Origin of the sequence: Brevundimonas lutea (genome assembly GCF_003704105.1) — a bacterium.
Lineage (GTDB): Bacteria > Pseudomonadota > Alphaproteobacteria > Caulobacterales > Caulobacteraceae > Brevundimonas > Brevundimonas lutea.
Genome location: NZ_QUOQ01000004.1, coordinates 270,336 through 289,553, shown reverse-complemented (window position 1 = coordinate 289,553; position 19,218 = coordinate 270,336). Strand labels below are relative to the sequence as shown.

15 protein-coding genes are annotated in these 19,218 nt (G+C 68.6%); 7 read left to right on the top strand and 8 right to left on the bottom strand.

Features of this window, described 5'->3' with window-relative positions; genetic code table 11:
* Positions 1-12: 12 nt before the first annotated feature.
* The 4 genes from EES48_RS08690 to EES48_RS08675 all read left to right on the top strand — a co-directional run bounded on the left by EES48_RS08690 (position 13) and on the right by EES48_RS08675 (position 3,183).
* A complete protein-coding gene (locus EES48_RS08690) occupies positions 13-810 on the top strand; it encodes an aminotransferase class IV (RefSeq protein WP_240623286.1) in 798 nt (265 codons plus the stop codon).
* 90 nt (positions 811-900) lie between these two features.
* On the top strand, positions 901-1,383 hold the full coding sequence (gene coaD, locus EES48_RS08685; protein WP_122465988.1) for a pantetheine-phosphate adenylyltransferase: 483 nt from the start codon (positions 901-903) through the stop codon (positions 1,381-1,383).
* Positions 1,384-1,391: 8 nt separating this feature from the next.
* A complete protein-coding gene (locus EES48_RS08680) occupies positions 1,392-2,243 on the top strand; it encodes a peptidylprolyl isomerase (RefSeq protein WP_122465987.1) in 852 nt (283 codons plus the stop codon).
* A 22-nt stretch (positions 2,244-2,265) separates the two neighbouring features.
* Positions 2,266-3,183, top strand: coding sequence for a peptidylprolyl isomerase (locus EES48_RS08675; protein ID WP_122465986.1), 918 nt, complete (start codon positions 2,266-2,268; stop codon positions 3,181-3,183).
* A gap of 33 nt (positions 3,184-3,216) precedes the next feature.
* On the opposite strand, the gene EES48_RS08670 is transcribed toward EES48_RS08675, so the two are convergent.
* Positions 3,217-4,251, bottom strand: coding sequence for a Ppx/GppA phosphatase family protein (locus tag EES48_RS08670; protein WP_122465985.1), 1,035 nt, complete (start codon positions 4,249-4,251; stop codon positions 3,217-3,219).
* Between the two features lie 161 nt (positions 4,252-4,412).
* Between EES48_RS08670 and phhA the strand changes: the two genes are divergently transcribed.
* Positions 4,413-5,288 (top strand): phenylalanine 4-monooxygenase, encoded by an 876-nt coding sequence (gene phhA / locus EES48_RS08665; protein WP_122465984.1) that lies wholly within the window; start codon positions 4,413-4,415, stop codon positions 5,286-5,288.
* Between the two features lie 110 nt (positions 5,289-5,398).
* Here phhA and EES48_RS08660 read toward each other — a convergent pair whose 3' ends face one another.
* From EES48_RS08660 to EES48_RS08640, 5 genes are all read right to left on the bottom strand, one after another.
* Complete coding sequence (locus EES48_RS08660; protein ID WP_122465983.1) at positions 5,399-6,844, bottom strand: alkaline phosphatase PhoX; 1,446 nt, start codon at positions 6,842-6,844, stop codon at positions 5,399-5,401.
* An 80-nt stretch (positions 6,845-6,924) separates the two neighbouring features.
* Positions 6,925-8,259, bottom strand: coding sequence for an N-succinylarginine dihydrolase (gene astB, locus EES48_RS08655; protein ID WP_122465982.1), 1,335 nt, complete (start codon positions 8,257-8,259; stop codon positions 6,925-6,927).
* Positions 8,256-9,671 carry a succinylglutamate-semialdehyde dehydrogenase gene (astD, locus tag EES48_RS08650; protein WP_122465981.1) on the bottom strand — a complete coding sequence of 472 codons (1,416 nt, stop codon included), beginning with the start codon at positions 9,669-9,671 and terminating at the stop codon, positions 8,256-8,258. The genes astB and astD overlap by 4 nt, the downstream gene beginning before the upstream one ends.
* A gap of 10 nt (positions 9,672-9,681) precedes the next feature.
* A complete protein-coding gene (locus EES48_RS08645; RefSeq protein ID WP_122465980.1) occupies positions 9,682-10,689 on the bottom strand; it encodes an arginine N-succinyltransferase in 1,008 nt (335 codons plus the stop codon).
* Between the two features lie 25 nt (positions 10,690-10,714).
* The gene (locus tag EES48_RS08640) at positions 10,715-11,968 is read right to left on the bottom strand and encodes a hydrolase (RefSeq protein ID WP_122465979.1); all 1,254 of its coding nucleotides are present in this window, start codon (positions 11,966-11,968) and stop codon (positions 10,715-10,717) included.
* A 120-nt stretch (positions 11,969-12,088) separates the two neighbouring features.
* Between EES48_RS08640 and EES48_RS08635 the strand changes: the two genes are divergently transcribed.
* Positions 12,089-12,631, top strand: a complete 543-nt coding sequence (locus EES48_RS08635) for a hypothetical protein (protein ID WP_122465978.1) — start codon at positions 12,089-12,091, stop codon at positions 12,629-12,631.
* Positions 12,632-12,685: 54 nt separating this feature from the next.
* Here the strand turns inward: EES48_RS08635 and EES48_RS08630 are convergent, their stop codons facing one another.
* Both EES48_RS08630 and EES48_RS08625 read right to left on the bottom strand, forming a co-directional pair.
* Entirely contained in the window at positions 12,686-16,276 is a 3,591-nt protein-coding gene (locus tag EES48_RS08630; protein ID WP_122465977.1) for an ABC transporter permease/M1 family aminopeptidase, read from the bottom strand.
* A 12-nt stretch (positions 16,277-16,288) separates the two neighbouring features.
* On the bottom strand, positions 16,289-17,170 hold the full coding sequence (locus EES48_RS08625; RefSeq protein WP_122465976.1) for an ABC transporter ATP-binding protein: 882 nt from the start codon (positions 17,168-17,170) through the stop codon (positions 16,289-16,291).
* A gap of 188 nt (positions 17,171-17,358) precedes the next feature.
* Between EES48_RS08625 and sppA the strand changes: the two genes are divergently transcribed.
* Positions 17,359-19,140, top strand: a complete 1,782-nt coding sequence (gene sppA / locus EES48_RS08620; protein ID WP_122465975.1) for a signal peptide peptidase SppA — start codon at positions 17,359-17,361, stop codon at positions 19,138-19,140.
* The last annotated feature ends 78 nt before the right edge of the window (positions 19,141-19,218 follow it).

Sequence of the window (19,218 nt, the reverse complement as noted above, 5' to 3'; positions counted from 1 at the left end):
GAGGAGGAGCGCTTGCCGGGATCGGTATACATAGAGGGAGCCCCCGCCACCGCTGACGGGCTCGTTCATCCGGCTCTGGTCGGCTATGGCGCCTACAGTTCGTTTCGGGTCGAGGACGGCGCCGTGCGCGGCCTGGAGCTTCACTTGAAGCGACTGGCGGGCGCGGCGACGGAGCTGTTCGGAGCGACCCCGTCCGACGCGCGGTTTCGGGAGTCGATGCGCCGGGCGCTGGATGGGCGGATGGAGGCGTGGCTTCGGGTCAGCCTGTTCTCGCCCGACATCGGCCACCGAAGTCCGAGCTGGATCGGCGAACCGCGCGTCATGATCGGCGTGTTCGATCCGCCGGCGCCGCTGGCCGGCGGCATTCGGGTCCAGCCGCAGCTTCACCAGCGCTTCCTGCCTCACATCAAGCATGTGGCGACGCTCGATCTGATCCGCGCGCGACGCGCGGCGCGCGCGGCGGGGTTCGATGACGCCCTCTTCGTGGATGGTCAGGGCAAGGTCTCGGAGGGGACGCTGTGGAACCTCGGCCTGGTGACCGGCGACACCGTGGTCTGGCCCCAGGCGCCGATGCTGGATGGCGTGACCCGGCGGCTGATCGACGCCAATCTCGCTGGACAAGGTCTGCGATCGGAGAGAGCCGAGGTGCGGCTGGAGGACCTGTCCCAGTTCGACGCCGCCTTCCTGTGCAACAGCGCGACGCCCGCCGCCTCGATCGCCGCCATCGGCGACCACGTCTTCGCCGAGCGGCCGGAGTTGATCGCCCGCCTGAACGCCGCATGGACCGCCGCCATGCCCGAGCCGATCTGACACGGCCTTCGGCGGGTGGAGCGACGCGCCCGCGCCTGCTAGACAAGCCCCTATCGGCCTCTGTCAGGGGGCGCGCGTTGCGGGGAACGCATGCGGATCGGGCTTTATCCGGGCACCTTTGACCCGGTCACCAACGGGCATCTCGACATCGTCGGCCGCGCCATCAAGCTGGTGGACCGGTTGATCATCGGCGTGGCCCAGAACGACGACAAGGGTCCGCTGTTCACCACCGACGAGCGCTGCGCCATGCTGACCGAAGCGGTTGCAGGTCTCGACGCCGACATCGTGGTTCGGCCCTTCTCCAGCCTGCTGATGCACTATGCCGAAGAGGTTGAGGCCCAGGTGATCATCCGCGGCCTGCGCGCCGTCGCCGATTTCGAATACGAGTTTCAGATGACGGCGATGAACCAGCGTCTGAATGACGAGATCGAGACCGTGTTTCTGATGGCCGATCCGCGTCACCAGGCCATCGCCTCGCGCCTGGTCAAGGAGATCGCCCGTCTGGACGGCGCGATCGACAGTTTTGTCAGCCCCGCGGTCGCCGAGCGCGTGCGGGCCAAGGTCAAGGGATAGACGGAAGTATGCGTAAGGTTGTGGCGGGTCTCGCGGCCCTGACGATGCTCTGGAGTGCCGGCCCGGTCCTGGCGCAGGTCGACGATCCGGCCGCCTGGCGCGCGGTGGCGCCGGAGAACCTGCTGGTCATCGACACCTCGCGCGGTCGCGTTCTGGCCGAGCTGTCGCCCGTCGCGGCGCCCCAGACGGTGGAGCGGGTGCGGACCCTGGCCAATCAGGGCTTCTATGACGGCCTGGTGTTCCACCGGGTGATCCGCGACTTCATGGCCCAGACCGGTGACCCTGATGGAGACGGCTCGGGTGGCAGCGACTTGCCGAATGTGCCCGGCGAATTCAGCTTTCGCCGGGGCCTGTCCGATCCCATGACGCCCGTGCCCGAGGGTCAGGTTCAGGTGGGGCTGATGGGCCTGATGCCCCTGACCAGCCAGCCCGACGCCCAGATGTTCGTCACGGCCGACAATCGCGTTCAGTCGACCGCGCAGTTCTGCCCCGGCGTGCTCGGCTTCGCCCGGACCCAGGACGCCAACAGCGGCAACAGCCAGTTTTTCATAATGACCGGTGAGAACGAGCGTCTGAACGGCATGTACACCGCCTTCGGACGGGTGATTTCCGGCATGGAGAACGCGCGGTTGCTGAAGCCCGGCCCTGACGATCAGGATGGTCGCGTGACGGACAACCCCGACACCTTGGTGCGTGTCCGCACCGCCGACCAGATGCCCCAAGGCGAACGGCCCAGCGCACGCGTACTGCGCCCCGACAGCGCTCGCGCCGCCGATTTGGTCACCCTGCTGAAGGATCGCCAGGGCCTGAACTTCGATGTCTGCGATGTGGAACTGCCGGTCGAGGTCACCGGCGGCTGATTATCCGAAGGGGGAGGGCGTGATGAGAGGTCTCGCGGCGATCACGGCGACGGTGGTTATGCTGGGCGGTGCGCCCGCCCAGGCCCAGGATGCGCCGCCGGCCAATCCGGCTCCTGCCGCGACCGAGGCGGTGACGCCGCCGCCGTCGGTAGTCCCGCCGCCCCCGCCGCCGCCCGGCGACTGGCGCACCGTTGCGGCCGAGAACCTGCTGGTCATCGACACCACCAAGGGCCGGGTGCTGGTCGAGCTGGCGCCTCTGGCCGCGCCGCTGCATGTCGAGCGCATCCGCCTGCTGTCGCGGGCCGGCTTCTATGACGGCGTCGCCTGGCACCGGGTGATCGACTGGTTCATGGCCCAGACCGGCGATCCGCTGGGCACCGGCGAGGGACAGAGCTGGCATCCGGATCTGGTCGCCGAATTCACCTTTCGCCGCGCCGCCGATACCCCATTCGTACCCGTGGCCCAGCCCCAGGGCGCCCTGGTTGGCTTCATGGGCTCGCTGCCCGTCCAGACCCAGCCCGACGCGGCCATGGCCCTGACCGACGACCGCATGGTGCACGGCTGGGGCCTCTACTGCCCGGGCGTGGCCGGCATGGCCCGCGACGAGGCGGTGAATAGCGCCAACAGCCAGTTCTTCCTGATGCGTCAGGCCTATCCCGCGCTCGAGAAGCGCTACACGGTCTGGGGCGCGGTCGTCTCGGGCCTTGATGTCGTGCGCGCCATCAAGGTTGGCGACGGCGCCAACGGCATGGTCACCGCCGAGCCCGACCGCATGACCCGGGTGCGGATCGCCTCCGACCTGCCCGAGGCCGAGCGACCGACGGTCCAGGTGATGGATCCGGCCTCCCAGGCCTTCCGCGACCTGGTCACCCGCACGCGCGCCGAGAAGGGCGCGGACTTCTCTGTCTGTGATATCGTCCTGCCGAGCAACGTGGGGTGACCACATCTCTCTTCCCTTTACGGGGGAGGGAGGTCACCCCCGCTCCTGCCGCATCCGGTTGAGCAGCAGCCCCTCGCGCAGTCCCCGATCCGCCACCCGCACGCGGGGACAGGGCCACTCGCGCTGTATGCCTTCCAGGATGGCGGCCCCGGCAAGCACCAGGTCGGCGCGGTCCGGGCCGATACAGGCCTCCCGCGCTCGACCGTCGGGCCCCAGATCGTGCAGCTTCCTGGCCGCCGCCTGGCACTGGGCCTTGTCCATCCACAGGCCGTCGACCTTGCTGCGCTCATAGCGCGCCAGACCCAGATGCACCCCGGCCAGGCTGGTGATCGCGCCCGATGTGCCGACCAGATGCGCCGCGCCGGTCTCGAAATGCGGCCTCAGGGTCTCGGCGACCTCGCGGCCCTTCAACGCCCCGCGCACGTCGTCGACCATGGATTCATACCAGGGATCGCCGCCGCCGTCCGGCTCGGGCCAGCGCTCGGCCAGGGAGACGACGCCCAGCGGCATCGACATCCAGTCGATCACGATCCAGTCGGCCTGGTCGCCCTGACCCCGGCGGCTGAGCCAGGACAGTTCGGTCGAGCCGCCGCCGACATCGACGATCAGAGCCGCCGGCGCGCGCGAATCCAGCAGGTTGCGACAGCCGGCGACGGCCAGGGCCGCCTCCTCCTCAGGCTCGATGATGCGCAACTGGAGGCCGGTTTCGGCACGGACGCGGGCGATGAAGGCTTCCCCGTTGCCGGCCATGCGGCAGGCTTGGGTGGCTACGGCGCTGACCCGGTCGGCGCTCACGCCCCGGCGCGCGATTTTCTCGGCGCAGTGCTGCAAAGCGTCGACCGCGCGGTCCATGGCGGCGTCGGCCAGGGCGCCGGAGGCGCTCAGCCCCTGGCCCAGGCGCACGATGCGGCTGAAGGAGTCGACCACGCGAAACCCGTCGCGCGCCGGTCGCGCGATCAGCAGGCGGCAGTTGTTGGTCCCCAGGTCGAGCGCCGCGTACAGCGGCGCCTCGCGACCTCGCCGGGACCCGTCGTCGCGCCGTCGGGGCGCGCCGTTGCGGTGCGGCATGAGCCAGGCCTTGGGTGAGCATCGCGCGGGTGCGACGCTTCGTCCCTCCCACCGTAGGCGGACGATCGCCCTGCGCCAAGCCGGGACGATCTCGGGTCTGAGACGTTCAAACGGAACGCCGACACGCCTATGTTGGCCGAAACGACTGGAGGGAGCCAGCCATGGCCGATTTCGAGCATGTCTTTGAGAAACCGCCCGAGGGCGCGGCCGCCGACTGGACCATCCCCCAGAACTGGTCGGCCTATACGGAGGTCGAGCATCAGACCTGGGACACCCTCTACGACCGGCAGATGAAGATCCTGCCCGGCCGAGCGTGCGATGCTTTCCTGAACGGGCTGAAGGCGCTGGACCTCAACACGGGCGGCATTCCCGACTTCGAGACGATGAACCCCAAGCTGCAGGCCCTGACCGGCTGGACGGTGGTCTGTGTGCCCGGCCTGGTGCCCGACGAGGTGTTCTTCGACCACCTGGCCAACCGTCGCTTCGTCTCCGGCCAGTTCATCCGAAAGCCGGACCAGCTGGATTACCTGCAGGAGCCGGACATTTTTCACGACGTCTTCGGCCATGTGCCGATGCTGACCGACCCCGCGTTCGCCGCCTATATGGAGGCCTATGGCAAGGGCGGGCAGAGGGCGGCGAGCCTGGGGTTGCTGCCCAATCTGGCGCGGCTGTACTGGTACACGGTGGAGTTCGGCCTGATGCGCGAGCGGGGCGATTTGCGCATCTATGGCGCGGGCATCGTGTCGTCCTCGACCGAGAGCGTCTTTGCCGTCGAGGACCCGTCGCCTAACCGGATTGGCTTCGATCTGGAGCGGGTGATGAAGACCCTCTACCGGATCGACGACTTCCAGCAGGTCTATTTCGTCATCGACTCGCTGGAGCAGCTGAAGCGCGACACGCTGCAGGATTTCGGCCCGATCTATGACCGGCTGAAGGGCGCCGAGGACATCGCCATCGACGCCATCCGTCCCGGCGACGACGTCATTACCCGCGGCACTCAGGCCTATGCCGAAAAGGGCGGGCGGTTCGCGGCCTGATGCACAGGCCGTCTCCCCGGCGAAGGCCGGGGCCCTGGAGGGCGCGCGTGAGACGTCGCCACGACGCGAGCTCTTGGCCTTAGACCCCGGTCTTCGCCGGGGTTCGGATGCTAGGCCCTGAAACTCTCCCACGGCCCGGTGATCGCCAGAGTCAGGCCCGGCGAATAGAGATTCACGAACATGGTCCGGCCGTCGGGCGCGAAACAGACTCCGGCGAACTCGGTGTTGGACTCGTCCTCGGCCTCCAGCCCCATGGCGTTTCGGGCGATGGCGTAGACGCGGCCATCGGGGGTGACGCCCTTCACGTGCTGGACCCCGACCTGCTTGTCCTCGCAGCCGATGACATGGCCATTGGGGGCGACGGTGATGTTGTCGACATAGTCCAGCACCGCCCGGTCACCGGCCTCGACGAACAACTCGACCACGCCGGGATCGGAGGCTTCGTCGGACTGGCCCTCGCGCGGGCTGGGGACGTAGCGGACGATCTGACCGTGACGCCCCACGCCGCCGGACGTGCAGGTGAAATAGAGGTGGTCTCCGGCCCAGACGACACCCTCGCCTCGGGCGAAGATGGCCGCGCCGGCCGCATGGCCGCGAACATTCAGATCGGCCTCGGGGCTCTCGACGTCTTCCAGATCGATCCAGCGGGCGCGTCGCCGCTCGCCCTGACGCCAGTAGAGGCTGTCCCAGTTTCGACTGTCGGCCGCCGCGTCCTCGACGAAGGCCAGAGCCTGAGGCCGGCCGCCGCGATGCAGGTCGCGCGGATCGACCGGCAGATAGCGGTAGAACAGGCTGTCGGCCACGTCCTCGGTCAGATAGACCACGCCCGTGCGCGGATCGATGCAGGCGGCCTCGTGCTTGAACCGGCCCATGGCCTTGATCGGCCGGGGCGCGACCAGTCCGGTCTCGCGTGACGGCACCTCGAACACCCATCCGTGGTCCTGAGGCAGGCCGTCCTTTATGCCCGCCGTGGACTCCTCGCAGCTGAGCCATGAGCCCCAGGGCGTGACGCCGCCGGCGCAGTTGGTGGCCGTGCCGCCCAGGCTGAGATGCTGGCGCTCGGTGCGGCCTGTGCGGAGATTATAGACAACCGTCGTCGTGCCGCCCCCCAGCGGATAGACGCCGCCCGCAGGGTCTGGATAGACACCGAACACCGACGCGCGCTCGACGCCGCCCAGCAGCCGATGCTGGGCGCCCCAGGCGCTGAGGTTGAATTCGTCGGCGTCGATCTCGTGATTGCGGACCAGGATGACGCGATCCTCGTCCAAGCCGAAACAGCCCATGCCGTCGAACTTGTCCGGCGCGGTCAGGCCGTCGGCCATGGTCTCGCCCGCTTGCGACACAACGCGATAGGAAAAGCCCTCGGGTAGGTCGAGCAGGCGGTAGGGGTCGGCCTTCATCGGGCCGTAGCCGAACACCTCGTTGCGCGAGGGGCCGTCGATGAAGCCGCTCTCCATCAGGGCCTCGTCCTGGGCCAAGGCGTCGGCGCGTCGGGCGTAGCCGGAGAGGGCGAGGGCGGCGGCGGAGCCGAGGAACAGGCGTCGGGACTGGATCATGCTGCGGGTTTGAGCAGGGATTTGTGACGGTTTGAGCGGGCGCGGGGTGCGACAGTTACTCACTCTCGGTCAGGGTGGGATCAGTGCTGAAACGGATAGAAACCCGCGCCCAGGCCCAGAATTCCCGTCAATTCATCCAGCGCCCGTCGGCTTTCGTCCAGCAAGGCGGGATCGGCCAGATCGGCCGGCGTCAGGCGGTCGCGGTAGTGCGCCTCCGCCCAGGCCGTCAGTCGGGCGTGAAGGTCGGGGGTCAGTCGCATGGCGGGATTGGTGGCCGCCTGCTCCGCCTCGGTCAGCACAACGCGCAGACGCAGGCAGGCGGGGCCGCCGCCGTTGCGCATCGACTGGCGGACATCGACGTAGCGAACCGCGCCGATCGGACCGTTGGAGCCGGCGAAGCTCTCGGCGACGGCGTGGCTGCGGGCGTTGTCGCGGGTCTCGGTCGGGCAAATCAGGGTCAGCCGATCCTCGCCCGGGATCTGGATCAGCATGGAGTTGAACAGATAGCTGGAGATGGCGTCGGCCAGCGGCAGGTCGGCGGACGACACCTCGACGAAGACCGGCTCGAACAAGCCCTCGGCGGCGCGGCGGATCTCGGTTTCGACGGCGGCGCGATCCTCGAAGGCCATGTCGTGGAAGAACAGGGTGTCCAGCGCGCCGACGCAGACCACGTCATTGTGGAAGGTTCCACCGGCGATGGCGTCGCGGCCCTGTCGGGCCAGCACCGCGCGCTGGGCGCCGTGGCGGCGGGCCAGGGTCTCGGAGGCCTCGCGCGTCTGGCGGGCCGGATAGCGGCCGGTCCAGCCCTCATGCGCCTCGCGCCCCCAGACCAGCAGATTGACGCCCGGCGCCCCGTGCTCGGCGCACAGGTGGACGTGGTTGGCGGCGCCCTCGTCGGCCAGGTGGCCGACGCTCGGCAGGGCGTCGTGGACGGCGAAGCGGTCGGGGTCGGGGAAGAGGGCGTCCAGCGCGCGCTTGGTCTGGGCGTGCTCCAGCGAGCGGTGCAGGTTGGTGACCAGATTGGCGGGGGTGAAATGGACCCGGCCGTCGGCGGCGTCGGCGCTGGGTGTCACGGTCGCGGCGTTGGCGGCCCACATCGGCGAGGCCGAACAGGCGGCGGCGGCGAACGACGGGGCGTCCGTCCAGGCCCGCTCGACGACCTGGGCGTCGGAGCCGGTGAAGCCGAGGCTGCGAAGGAAGGGGATGAAGGGGCGTTCGTGCGGCGGCAGCACGTACTGCGGCAGGCCCAGATCGGCGAGCAGCCGCATCTTCTCAAGGCCCTGGAGGACGGCAGCGCGGGGATTGGACGCCTCGCCCTTGTTCAGGCTGGAAGCCAGATTGCCGGGCGACAGCCCCGCATAGGAATGCGTCGGCCCGATCAGCCCGTCGGCGTTCGCTTCGACGGCCGGGGTCATCGCAGTCCCCTGATCTCGCCCTCGATGCTCTTCACCGCATCCGCCTCGAAGCTGGCGACCGGATAGGCGCAGTAGTCGGCGGCGTAGTAGGCGCTGGGGCGGTGGTTGCCGCTGGCGCCCAGGCCGCCGAAGGGCATGTCCCCGGCGGCGCCGGTGGTCGGGCGGTTGAAGTTCACCACGCCCGCGCGGATGCGGCGGATGAAGCGGTCCCAGTTGGCCGGGTCGTCGCTGACCAGACCGGCGCTGAGGCCATAGCGGGTGGCGTTACCGGCCTGGATCGCGGCGTCGAAATCGGCCACGCGGGTGACGGTCAGGAAGGGAGCGAAGATCTCCTCGTCCTCGATCTCGATCCCCGTGGCGTCGATGATCCCCGGCGAGACGAAGGCGTCGGACAGGCCGTCGATGCGGCTGGCGGGGAGCAGCACGCGGGCGCCGGCGTCGACGCGGCGTTGCAGCGCATCCAGGGCCTGACCGGCGGCGCGAGCCGAGATCAGGGGGCCGGCGTAGGGCTCGGGGTCGCTGTCGTGCGGGGCGAAGGTCAGGCGGGCGACGAGGGCCATGACGGCTTCGAGAATGGCGTCGCCCTGGGCGCCTTGGGGCAGGATCAGCCGGCGCGCGCAGGAGCAGCGCTGGCCGGTGGTGATGAAGGCGGACTGGACGATGATGCCGGCGACCGCCTCGGCGTCGGCGGCGTCCCACACCACCAGCGGATTGTTGCCGCCCAGCTCGAGCGCCAGGATGACGTGCGGATCGTCGGCGAACTTGCGCCTGAAATGCGCGCCGGCCGCGCCCGAGCCGGTGAACATCAGGGCGTCGATCGGCTGGTCCAGCAGGGCCGCGCCTGTGTCGCGTCCGCCCTGGACGAGGTTGAACACCCCCTCCGGCAGATCGGCCTCGGCCAGGCAGTCGGCCATCAGCTGGCCCGTCAAAGGCGCTTCTTCCGACGGCTTGAACACCACCGTGTCACCGGCGAGCAGAGCCGGGACGATGTGGCCGTTGGGCAGGTGGCCGGGGAAGTTGAACGGGCCCAGCACCGCCGCGACGCCGTGCGGACGGTGGCGCAGGGTCGCGCGGCCGAAGGCGGTGTCGGCCGTGCGTTCGCCGGTGCGCTCGTCATACGCGCGGATCGAGATATCGACCTTGCCCTGCATAGCGCCAAGCTCGGCGGTGGTCTCCCATGGCGCCTTGCCGGTCTCGCGGCTGATGGCCAGAGCGATCTCCGGCGCGCGGGCCTTCAGCGCGGCCTGATAGCGTTTGACCGCGTCGATCCGGTCCTGGCGCGGCCGGTCGCCCCAGTCGGGGAAGGCGGCGCGGGCGCGCCCGACGGCGGCGGCGACCTCGGCGGCGGTGGCCTCGGGGCCGTCCCAGACGGTGTCGCCGGTGGCGGGGTTGGTGGAGATCAATTGGGTCATGCTCAGTCCTTCAGCTCTTCACCCGCACCACATCCCCCGCCTTGACCTTCAACGCCTCGGCCGCGTCGCGGCCGATCAGCGCCGTGTCGCCGTCGATGACCGCCTTCTGGCGGACGGCGCGGAAGTCGGCGACGCCGGCGGTGGAGATCAGGGCGGGCAGTTCGGCTTCGACCTCGGCTTCGATGCGAACCGTCAGCGGCCGGGCGTCGCGGACGGTGCGGATATTGTCGCGCTGGCAGGTGACGGTCGGACCGGCGTCGAAGATGTCCACCAGGCCGTTGGGGCGGAACCCCTCGGATTCCAGCAGCGCCATGGCGGGCACGCCCTGCGGATGCACCTTGGCGATCACCGCGCGGGCGGGTTCGGGCAGCAGTTCGACATAGATGGGATGGCGCGGCGCCAGGTCGAGGATGAACTGCTTGTCGGTCGAGCCGGTCATGCGGTCGGCGTCGTCGAACTCCATCGGAAAGAACTTGTGCGCCACATGGTCCCAGAACGGGCAGGCGCCGTCGGGCGTGAACACGCCGCGCAGCTCGGCCAGGACGGTCTCGGCGAACAGCTCGGGTTCGGCGCCGATAAGCATATAGCGCGACTGGCTGAGCAGGCGGCCGGCGCCGCCCTTGCGCCGGTCGGCCTTGAGGAACAGCGAGCCGACCTCGGTCCAGCCCGTGCACTCATTGACCAAAGCGAGGGTCTGATGCTCCAGCCGCACGCCGACGCTGGGCGAGGACTGGGTGTGGTTCGACAGGCGCAGCGAGAAGAACGGCCGTTTCAGACCCACGGCCGCCTTGACCGAGCCGACGCCGTCGACGTCGCCGGTGTCGGATTCCTCGAGCATCAGCGTGTACCAGCGTTCCTGCGGCGCCAGCGCGCCCTGGAAGCTGTCACGGCTGACGTCCAGGCGTTCGGACAGCTGGTCCGGATCCTCGGGCAGGCTGGTGAAGCCTGGGCCCGACAGGATGGCGAGCTCCAGCAGATGGTCGAGGTCGGCGGGGCCGGCGGGTCTTACGACGAGCATTCAGGGCTTTCTTCGTTGCGGGCGGTCACCCCATGGTCTCCATACGAAGCGCCTTGAGCGCGCGGGCGTCGATCTGGCCCGAGGCGATGCGGCACAGGATCAGGGCGCTGAGTTTGGCGCGGTCGGCGAAACTGGCGGGCCAGGCGAACTCCTGGTCTGAATGGATCGCCCCGCCGACGACGCCCAATGTGTCGATGTTGGGCAGGCCGGCGGCGTGTAGATTGTTGCCCTCGCACACCCCGCCGGAGGGGGCGAAGCGGATGGGCTGGCCCAGGGCCTCGCCGGCGTCGGCCACGGCCTGGGCCAGACGGGTCTGGGCGGCGTCCATCGGCTTGGGCGGGCGGGTGAAGCCGCCATGCAGGTGGGTGGTCAGACCCTCGAACGGCGGCGCGGCGGCGATCTCGCGCACCGAGGCGTCGATCCAGGCGGCGGCCTGAGTGTCGGGGACCCGGCAGTTGAACCGAACCACCGCATGGTCGGCGACCACGTTCAGGGCGGCCCCGCCGGAAATTTTCGCGACATTGACGGTGACGCCCTGACGCTGACCGTTCAGGGCGTGGAGGCGGGAGGCGAGGATGGCGGCGCCGGCGACCGCGTTCCGTCCCTCTTCGAAGGCGCGCCCGGCATGGGCGGCCAGGCCGTGGACGGCGAGGTGGAAATTGGCCGAGCCTTTGCGTTCGCCGGCCAGGGAGCCGTCCGGCAGGGCCGGCTCATAGGTCAGGCCCAGATGGCCGCAGGCGCCCAGCTCGGCCAGTAGGGGGGCGGAGGCGGGCGAGCCGATCTCCTCGTCGGGCGACAGCAGCACGGTCCAGCCGACGCGGTCCTTGTCGGCGTGCGCCTCGAACGCCTCGAGCGCCCCCAGCATGACGCTGATCCCGCCCTTCATGTCGGCCAGGCCGGGGCCGTTCAGGGCGCCGTCGGGACGGCTCACGACTGTTTGGAACGGGCTGTCGGCGGGAAAGACGGTGTCGTAGTGGCCGGTCAGGATCACCTGGATCTCGGCCTCGGGACGGGTGGTGATCCTCAGCGCCGGGGCGGTCGGCTCCTCGACCACCCGGCCGTCGTCGGCGACGGTGACGATGGGGGCGGTGGCGACACGCTCGACCATGCCGGGCAGACGTCGCGCCTCGATCTCCAGGGCGTCGAGCACGGCCATCAGCCCGGCGCCGTTGCGGCTGCCGGAGTTGAGATTCGACCAGGCGACGGCGCGCGAGACGAGGCTTTCGGCCCGGGCCTCGACGGCGTCGAGAACGGCCTGATCTGCGGCGGGGATCGGCATGCGCGCGGACCCTAGCCGGGGCGACGGCTCAGGTGAAGGCGGCTGGATGAACGAATCCGGGTGGCGCGCCTGCCAATTATGGCTAGGCTCTTCGTCTCATCAGAAGGGGGCTTCCAGACCATGAGCAACATGATCGCCGCGGCCAATCCGACCGCGCCACTCGACACGCCGGAACAGGCAGAGGCCGCCGCGCGGTCCAGCGCCTGGGGCGCCTGGCTGGGGGCCGCCGTCGGCGTCCTCGGATCCGTCATGACCTATATGCAGCGCGACACCATCATCGAGGTCACCCGTCAGGCGATGGAGCAGGAGTTCGCCAAACAGGGGACCGACCCCGCCCAGGCCGAGGCGGCGATGGCGATGGCGTCGGGCGGCTTCATGTTCGGGATCGGCGTCACCCTATTCTTCGCCTTGGTCTACGTCATTCTGGGCTTCGTGCAGTGGAAGAAGCCGAATGTGGTGATCCCGATCATCCTGCTGCTGCTGACGGCCCTGAACGTCCTGATGACGGTTTATGGACTGGTCTCCAGCCCGGCCAGCATGGCGCTGTTCGGCCCGGCCCAGATCATCGTCTTCCTGCTGACGCTGGTGACCCTGGTTCTGCACTGGGCCGGCCTGCGCGGTGCGCTGGCGCACCGCCGCTTTGTCGAGATGGCGGGCGGCTAAGAGGATCGGTGAGGCCCGGGTCGATCCCGGGCCTCACACGCCGTTACGGCAGCCTCAGCCGATCGCTTCGACGTTGTCGTCAGAGTTGCGATCAATCCACTTGTTGTAGGGGTCGACCCCGCCGAACTTCGGCTCCTGGCTGGTGACGAAGCGGAAGGTCTGGGTCCCGCTGCGGATCGGGCGGCGCTCCATCAGGATGACATCTTCCTGATCGAATACGCCGCGGCCCGGCTCGGCGGTGAACAGGCCGATCTCCATGGTTTCGTTCAGCGGCGCCTCGGTTTCCACGCCCTGCGCATCGGCATAGAGTTTCCGCGCCTCCACCGTCAGTTCGACGTCCCAGCGGCCGTTCGGCAGGCGGGTCGCCTCGGCCTCGGTCACCTTCACATCATACAGGGTGATGCGTTCGAACAGGTCGGTGATCAGCGCCTGTTTCGACGCCGGCGCCTGGGCCCGGATCGCCGCGATCAGGTCGACCGAGCGCGGATAGGGCGCCTCGCCGAACTTGTGCGCCTCCAGCAGAGAGCGCAGGGCGGCGTTGACCGCCTCCTCGCCCAGCTGGTCGCGCAGCAGATAGAGGACGTGGCCGCCCTTCTGATAGTGGATGTAGCCCTGGCCGGCCTCGACGCGGACCAGCGGGAACTCGCCCAGCCGCTCCGACCCGCGTGAGCGCAGATAGGTGTCCAGGTCGTACTTCAGGAACCGCCGAATCTGGTCGGGGCCGTACAGCTTCTCCATCACCATCAGGGCCGAATACTCCGCCAGGGTTTCCGACAGCGTCGTCGCACCCTGGACATTGGCCCCGACGATCTGGTGCGCCCACCACTGGTGGCCCAGCTCATGGGCGGTGACGAAGCTGACGTAGTCGATCTTGTCCGGATTCCTCAGGTCGGCGATGAAGCCGATGTCCTCGGAGTAGGGCATGGTGTTCGCGAAGGCCTGGGCGAAGGACGCATAGGCCGGGAACTCGATGATCCGCGCCTGGCGGAACTGATAGTCGCCGAACGCCGGCTGCATGTAGTCCAGCCCCGCCTTCAGCGCGTCGATCATGCGCTGGACGTTCTGGTCGTGGTCGGGGTGGTGATAGATTTCCAGAGCCACCCCGTCGTGGACCTCGCGGGTGATGTCGTAGTCGGCCGACTGCACCGAGAAGAAATGCAGGATCGGCGCCTCGGTGACGAACCGGGCTGTGCGACGGTCGCCGGTGGTCACGTCCGACACCTTGTAGCCCGGCGCGATCGGCGTCTGATCGGCATCGGTGGTCAGGGTGATGTCCGCGTTCACCCAGTCGACGCCGATGTAGTTCTCGGTCAGCCCTTCGGGGTCGTTCAGGTCACGCATGCGCAGCTCGGCGGGCAGACCGAACTTGCGGCGCTTGGTGCGATCGGTCAGCAGGCCGCCGCGATCCATGCCGATGTCGATAGCGAAGCCGCCGTTGTTGATGAAGGTGCCGTTGTCGACGATCGAGGTTAGATTGCCGCCATTGGTGAACCCGCGCTGGGATCGCACCGTCTGGAAGTCGATCGTGCGGCGCTCGCCCGGCTGCATCGGCTGATCGAAGCGATAGATGCGGTACTGATAGTCCGGCCACTCCCGCTCGATGGTCGCGCCCTGGACGTCCAGTCGGGTGACGTCCAGGTCCTCGATCCAGCGAAGGTGGACGGCCGGCAGCGGCGCGCCGGTCTTGTTCTGGATCACATAACGGCCGGTGGTCTCCAGCCGCGGCGCATGGGGATAGAGGTCGAGGTCCAGGGTGACGTCGACCACCGCCGGCTGCGGCGTGTCTTCGTACTGCAGCAGCGCCTTTTCCATATTGGCCAGGCGCAGTTCGCTGTCGTCGCGGCTGCGATAGTCGTTCCAGACATTGGTGTTGACGAAGACAAAGGCGCCGAGGCCGACGAAGGCCACCAGGGCCAGGCCGGCGATGACCCCGGCCGGTCCCTTCAGGCGCTGCGGCGCGCGCTTCAGACGAGGCTTGAACCGCGTCTCGGTCCCTCGCCGCCACAGGGCGAAGGTGACCACCAGCAGCAGGATCGCAAAGGCGCCCCAATAGGCATTGGTCACCGCCTCGAAGCCGATGAAGTCACCCGCTCCGTTCAGGTCCGACAGCGGCACCCCCGGCCCGACCCCGTAATTATAGAGGTAGTGGTCGAAGCCGAGATTGCCCAAGACGATCGTGGCGATCAGATAGACCACCATCAGCGCCCAGCCGACGAACTTGTTGGGAGACATCGCCTGGATGAAGATCGCCAGGGCCGCCAGCAGCGACATGCTGATCGTCTGACGCCAAACGTACCAGTACAGGTACTGGCCCAGCTGATAGTCGAAGTTGCCGCGAATGGTCTGCCAGATGATCCCGGCGATCATCGCCACGATCAGGGTCGAGGCCAGGACCAGGGCCAGGGCCAAGGTCTTGGGAAGCAGGAAGGTCCAGTCGGGCGCCGAGGAGGCGTCGACGATCTCGTGGACCTTGCGGTCGCGGTCCCGCCAGACCAGCTCGCCGGCGTAGTAGATGGCGATGATGACGGTGATCAGGCCGAACGCGCCCTCCAGCGTGCCGATCACTGCTCGCGTCACAGGAATGGATGGCGTGCCATAGACCTCGCCCGAGAACACCAGATTGGCGAAGGCGAAGGCGGCGCCCAGCAGGATCAGCACCAGATAGGCCGGGCTCCTGAAGATCAGGGCCATCTCGAACCGGGTCCGCGCGGTCAGCTGGGCCCAGGCCGTCTTCAGATCGTGGCGGGTGTCGGGCAGGCGGGCGCTGCGGACGGCGACGGGCGCGGCCTTGGGCGCCGTCTCGGCCATCTTCCTGAGCTTGTCTTCCTTTTTGGCCTTGGCGCCGCGCGCCGAGGGTGAGAACAGGGCGTAGGCGCCGGCCAGGAACACCAGGCCGATGCCGGTCCAAAGCAGACGGTTATACAGCAGCACCCCGACCAGTTCGGGGTTCAGCGTGTTGCGCTCCTCGGGCGTCCAGTAGCGGCTGACCAGGCCATAGGCGGCGCTGCCGAACGGCTCGACCCAGGCCGAGATGTCGATCAGCTCGGGCCGCGAGCCCAGCGTCCCGCCGGCGATCAGATAGGCGATGATCAGGCCGACGACGCCGACATAGGTCGCCATCATGGAACGGGTGGCCGTGGCCAGGGCGAACAGCACCGAGGAGGTGAAGAACAGCCCCGTCAGGCCGAACACGCCATAGGCGTAGAGATAATCTAACGGCCGGAACGCCCCCAGCGTCTCCGAATCCACCCACGGCATCACCGTGCCCAGCATCATGCCCAGGCTGATGGACAGATAGGCCAGGGCCGCCACGGCGAAGGCGCCGAAGAAGCGGCCATAGACATAGTCGAACTTGGAGATGCGGGTGGCGTGGATCAGGGGGCCGAAGCCGGTCTGGGTGTCACGCGCCACCGCATTGGCGACGATCGCCGCCGTCGCCAGCATGAAGAAGACGTTGAAGACCTGGTTCGCGACCGAGATCGCATAGGGGGCGTTGACGTGGGTGTTGCCGCCGCCGCCCAGGCTGATGTTCTCGCTGGCCGCGATCAGGCCGAAGCCCATCAGGCCGAACAGGATGCAGATGACCCAAAAGGCCGGTTGTTTCAGCTGGTAGCGGAACTCGAAGGCCGCGATCTTGAAGAACATGCGTCCGGCCCCTTACGCGGCCTGGCGGCGCGAGGCGCTCAGGGTCGAGAAGTACACGTCCTCGAGCCCGCCCGGGACCGGCTCGAAGCCGAGGCCCGGCGAGGTGTCGGCCAGCACGTGGATGACCGTCTTGCCGGCGAACAGCCGGGTCGAGATGACCTCGTAGCGCTCACGGTGATCCTCCAGCTGTTCGGAGGGGATGGTCTTCTTCCACACCCGGCCGTCCAGACGGCGCATCAGTTCGCCCGGCGCGCCCTCCAGCTGGATCTTGCCGCCGGCCAGCACGGCCATCTTGGGGCACAGGTCGGCCACGTCCTCGACGATGTGGGTCGACAGGATGATCACCACCTGTTCGCCGATCTCGGCCAGCAGGTTGAGGAAGCGGTTGCGCTCTTCCGGGTCCAGGCCCGCCGTGGGCTCGTCGACGATGATCAAGCGGGGGTTGCCGATCAGGGCCTGGGCGATGCCGAAGCGCTGGCGCATGCCGCCCGAGAAGCCCGCCAGCGCCTTCTTGCGCACCGACCAGAGATTGGTCTGGTTCAGCAGGGTCTCGACCGTTTCCTTGCGGTCCTTGTGACCGGCCACGCCCTTCAGCACCGCCATATGGTCCAGCATGTCGTAGGCCGAGACGCGCGGATAGACACCGAAATCCTGGGGCAGGTAGCCCAGCGTGCGGCGCAGCTTCTCCGGCTCCTTGATCACGTCGATGCCGTCGAACTCGATCGAGCCCGAAGTCGGCGTCTGCAGGGTGGCGACCGACCGCATCAGGGTCGACTTGCCCGCGCCGTTCGGCCCCAGCAGGCCATACATGCCGCGCGGCACCTCCAGGCTCACGTCGTCGAGGGCGCGTGTGCCGTTGCCATAAACGTGGACGAGATTCTTGATCGACAGCATGACGGTCCCCCTGGATCGAACCCCAAGGCTGTCGGCTCGCGGCGCGCGGGGCAAGTTACGATTGAGAAAGATTGCACACCGGATCGGCGAAAAGGTTACGCCGCCGTCATTTGTGCGGTCCCGTCCGGCCCCCTATGCTCACAGGAACGGCCATCTGGCGCCGTCATTCCTTCGCCTGACCGGGGTCCATGAAGCAGTTCTTCCTCACCATCGCCGGCGTCTTCGCCGGGCTGATGCTCTTTTTCGTGGTCCTGCCGATCCTGCTGATCGTCTCCGTCGCCGCCTCGGCGTCCAGCGATACCGGCGTGCCCGCGCGGTCGGTGCTGGAGATCGACCTGCGTCAGGGGCTGACGGATCAGGCCCCAACCAATCCCTTCGCGGCGCTCGGCGGTGGCGGTCTGTCGGTGCTGAACATCGTCGAGACCCTGGATCAGGCCGAGGACGACGACCGCATCAAGGCCGTGCTGATCCGCCTGCCGGAAATGGGCATGAGCCCCGCCGCCGCAGACGAGCTGCGCCAGGCCGTCGACCGCTTCGAGGCGTCGGGCAAGCCGATCGTCGCCCACAGCCAGGGCCTGTATCCGATCGGCGCCTCGGTCTCGACCTATATGCTGGGCGCTTCGGCGGGCGAGCTGTGGATGTCGTCCACGGCCCAGCTGGGGGCCACCGGCCTGTCGATCGACGAATTCTTCCTGGGCCGCGCCTTTGACCGCTACGGCGTCCAGCCGGAGTTCGAGCAGCGCTATGAGTTCAAGAACGCCGTCAACACCTTCACCCAGAGCGACTACACCGAGGCCCACCGCCAGGCCCAGACCGCCTGGATGAGCTCCATCTACAACGCCTCGATCGCGGCCGCCGCCGTTGGTCGCGAGATGGAGGCGCCGGCCCTGCGCGCCGCCCTGGAGTCCGGTCCCCATTCCGCCGAGGAAGCCCGCCAGCTGGGCCTGATCGACCAGATCGGCGAGGCCGAGGCCGTCGAGGCCTCCCTGCTGGAGCGGGCCGGCGACAACGCCGAGATCCTCGAATTCCACGACTACGCCTCGGTCGTCGGCGAGCGCGCCGGCTCCGGCTCGGACGCCATCGCCATCGTCGGCGGGGAGGGGGCCATCGTCACCGGCCGCACCTCGGCCGACCCGTTCGGCGGCGGCTCCATGATCGCCTCGGACGACACCGCCGAGGCCATCTACGACGCCATTGAGGACGACGCGGTCAAAGCCATCGTCTTCCGCGTCTCCTCGCCCGGCGGCTCGCCCGAGGCGTCCGAACAGATCCTGACCGCCGTCCGCGCCGCCAAGGCGGCGAACAAGCCGGTGGTGGTGTCGATGGGCGACTATGCCGCGTCCGGCGGCTACTGGATCAGCGCCGAGGCCTCGGCCATCGTCGCCCAGCCTTCGACCCTGACCGGCTCGATCGGCGTGTTCGGCGGCAAGTTCGTGTTCGACGAGGCTTTGGCCCGCTTCGGCGTCGACATGCGCCACATCGCGGTCGGCGGTCCCTACGCCGACGCCTTCTCGGTCGACCAGCCATTCACCGACGCCCAGCGTCAGGCCTTCTCCGGCAATATGGACGCCATCTACGCCCAGTTCCTGACCCGGGTCTCCACCGGTCGTGACATGACGCGGGACCAGGTCCACGAGGTCGCCCGCGGCCGGGTCTGGACCGGCGCCCAGGCGCGTCGCCTGGGTCTGGTCGACGAGATCGGCGGCCTGTTCGAGGCCGTGGCCCGCGCCAAGCAGCTGGCCGGGATCGACGCCGACGCCGACGTCCGCTTCAAGCGCTTCCCCAAGCCGCAGTCGGCCTTCGAGGCCTTGTCCGAGGTGTTCGGCGTCTCGGGCGAGGCGGCCCAGGCGCTGGTCGCCATCGGCGCGGTGACCCGTGATCCCGACGCCCAGGCCGTGCTGTCGCGCATCCGCACCGAGCGCGCGCGCGCCGGCGGCGCCTCGGTCCTGGCCGACCAGCCGCTTGGGTGATCGACGGGAACTGCGACGTCGCGCCACGGATTGACGATCGACGACGCGAAGCCGACATTGGCGTTGAGGCGTTAAGAC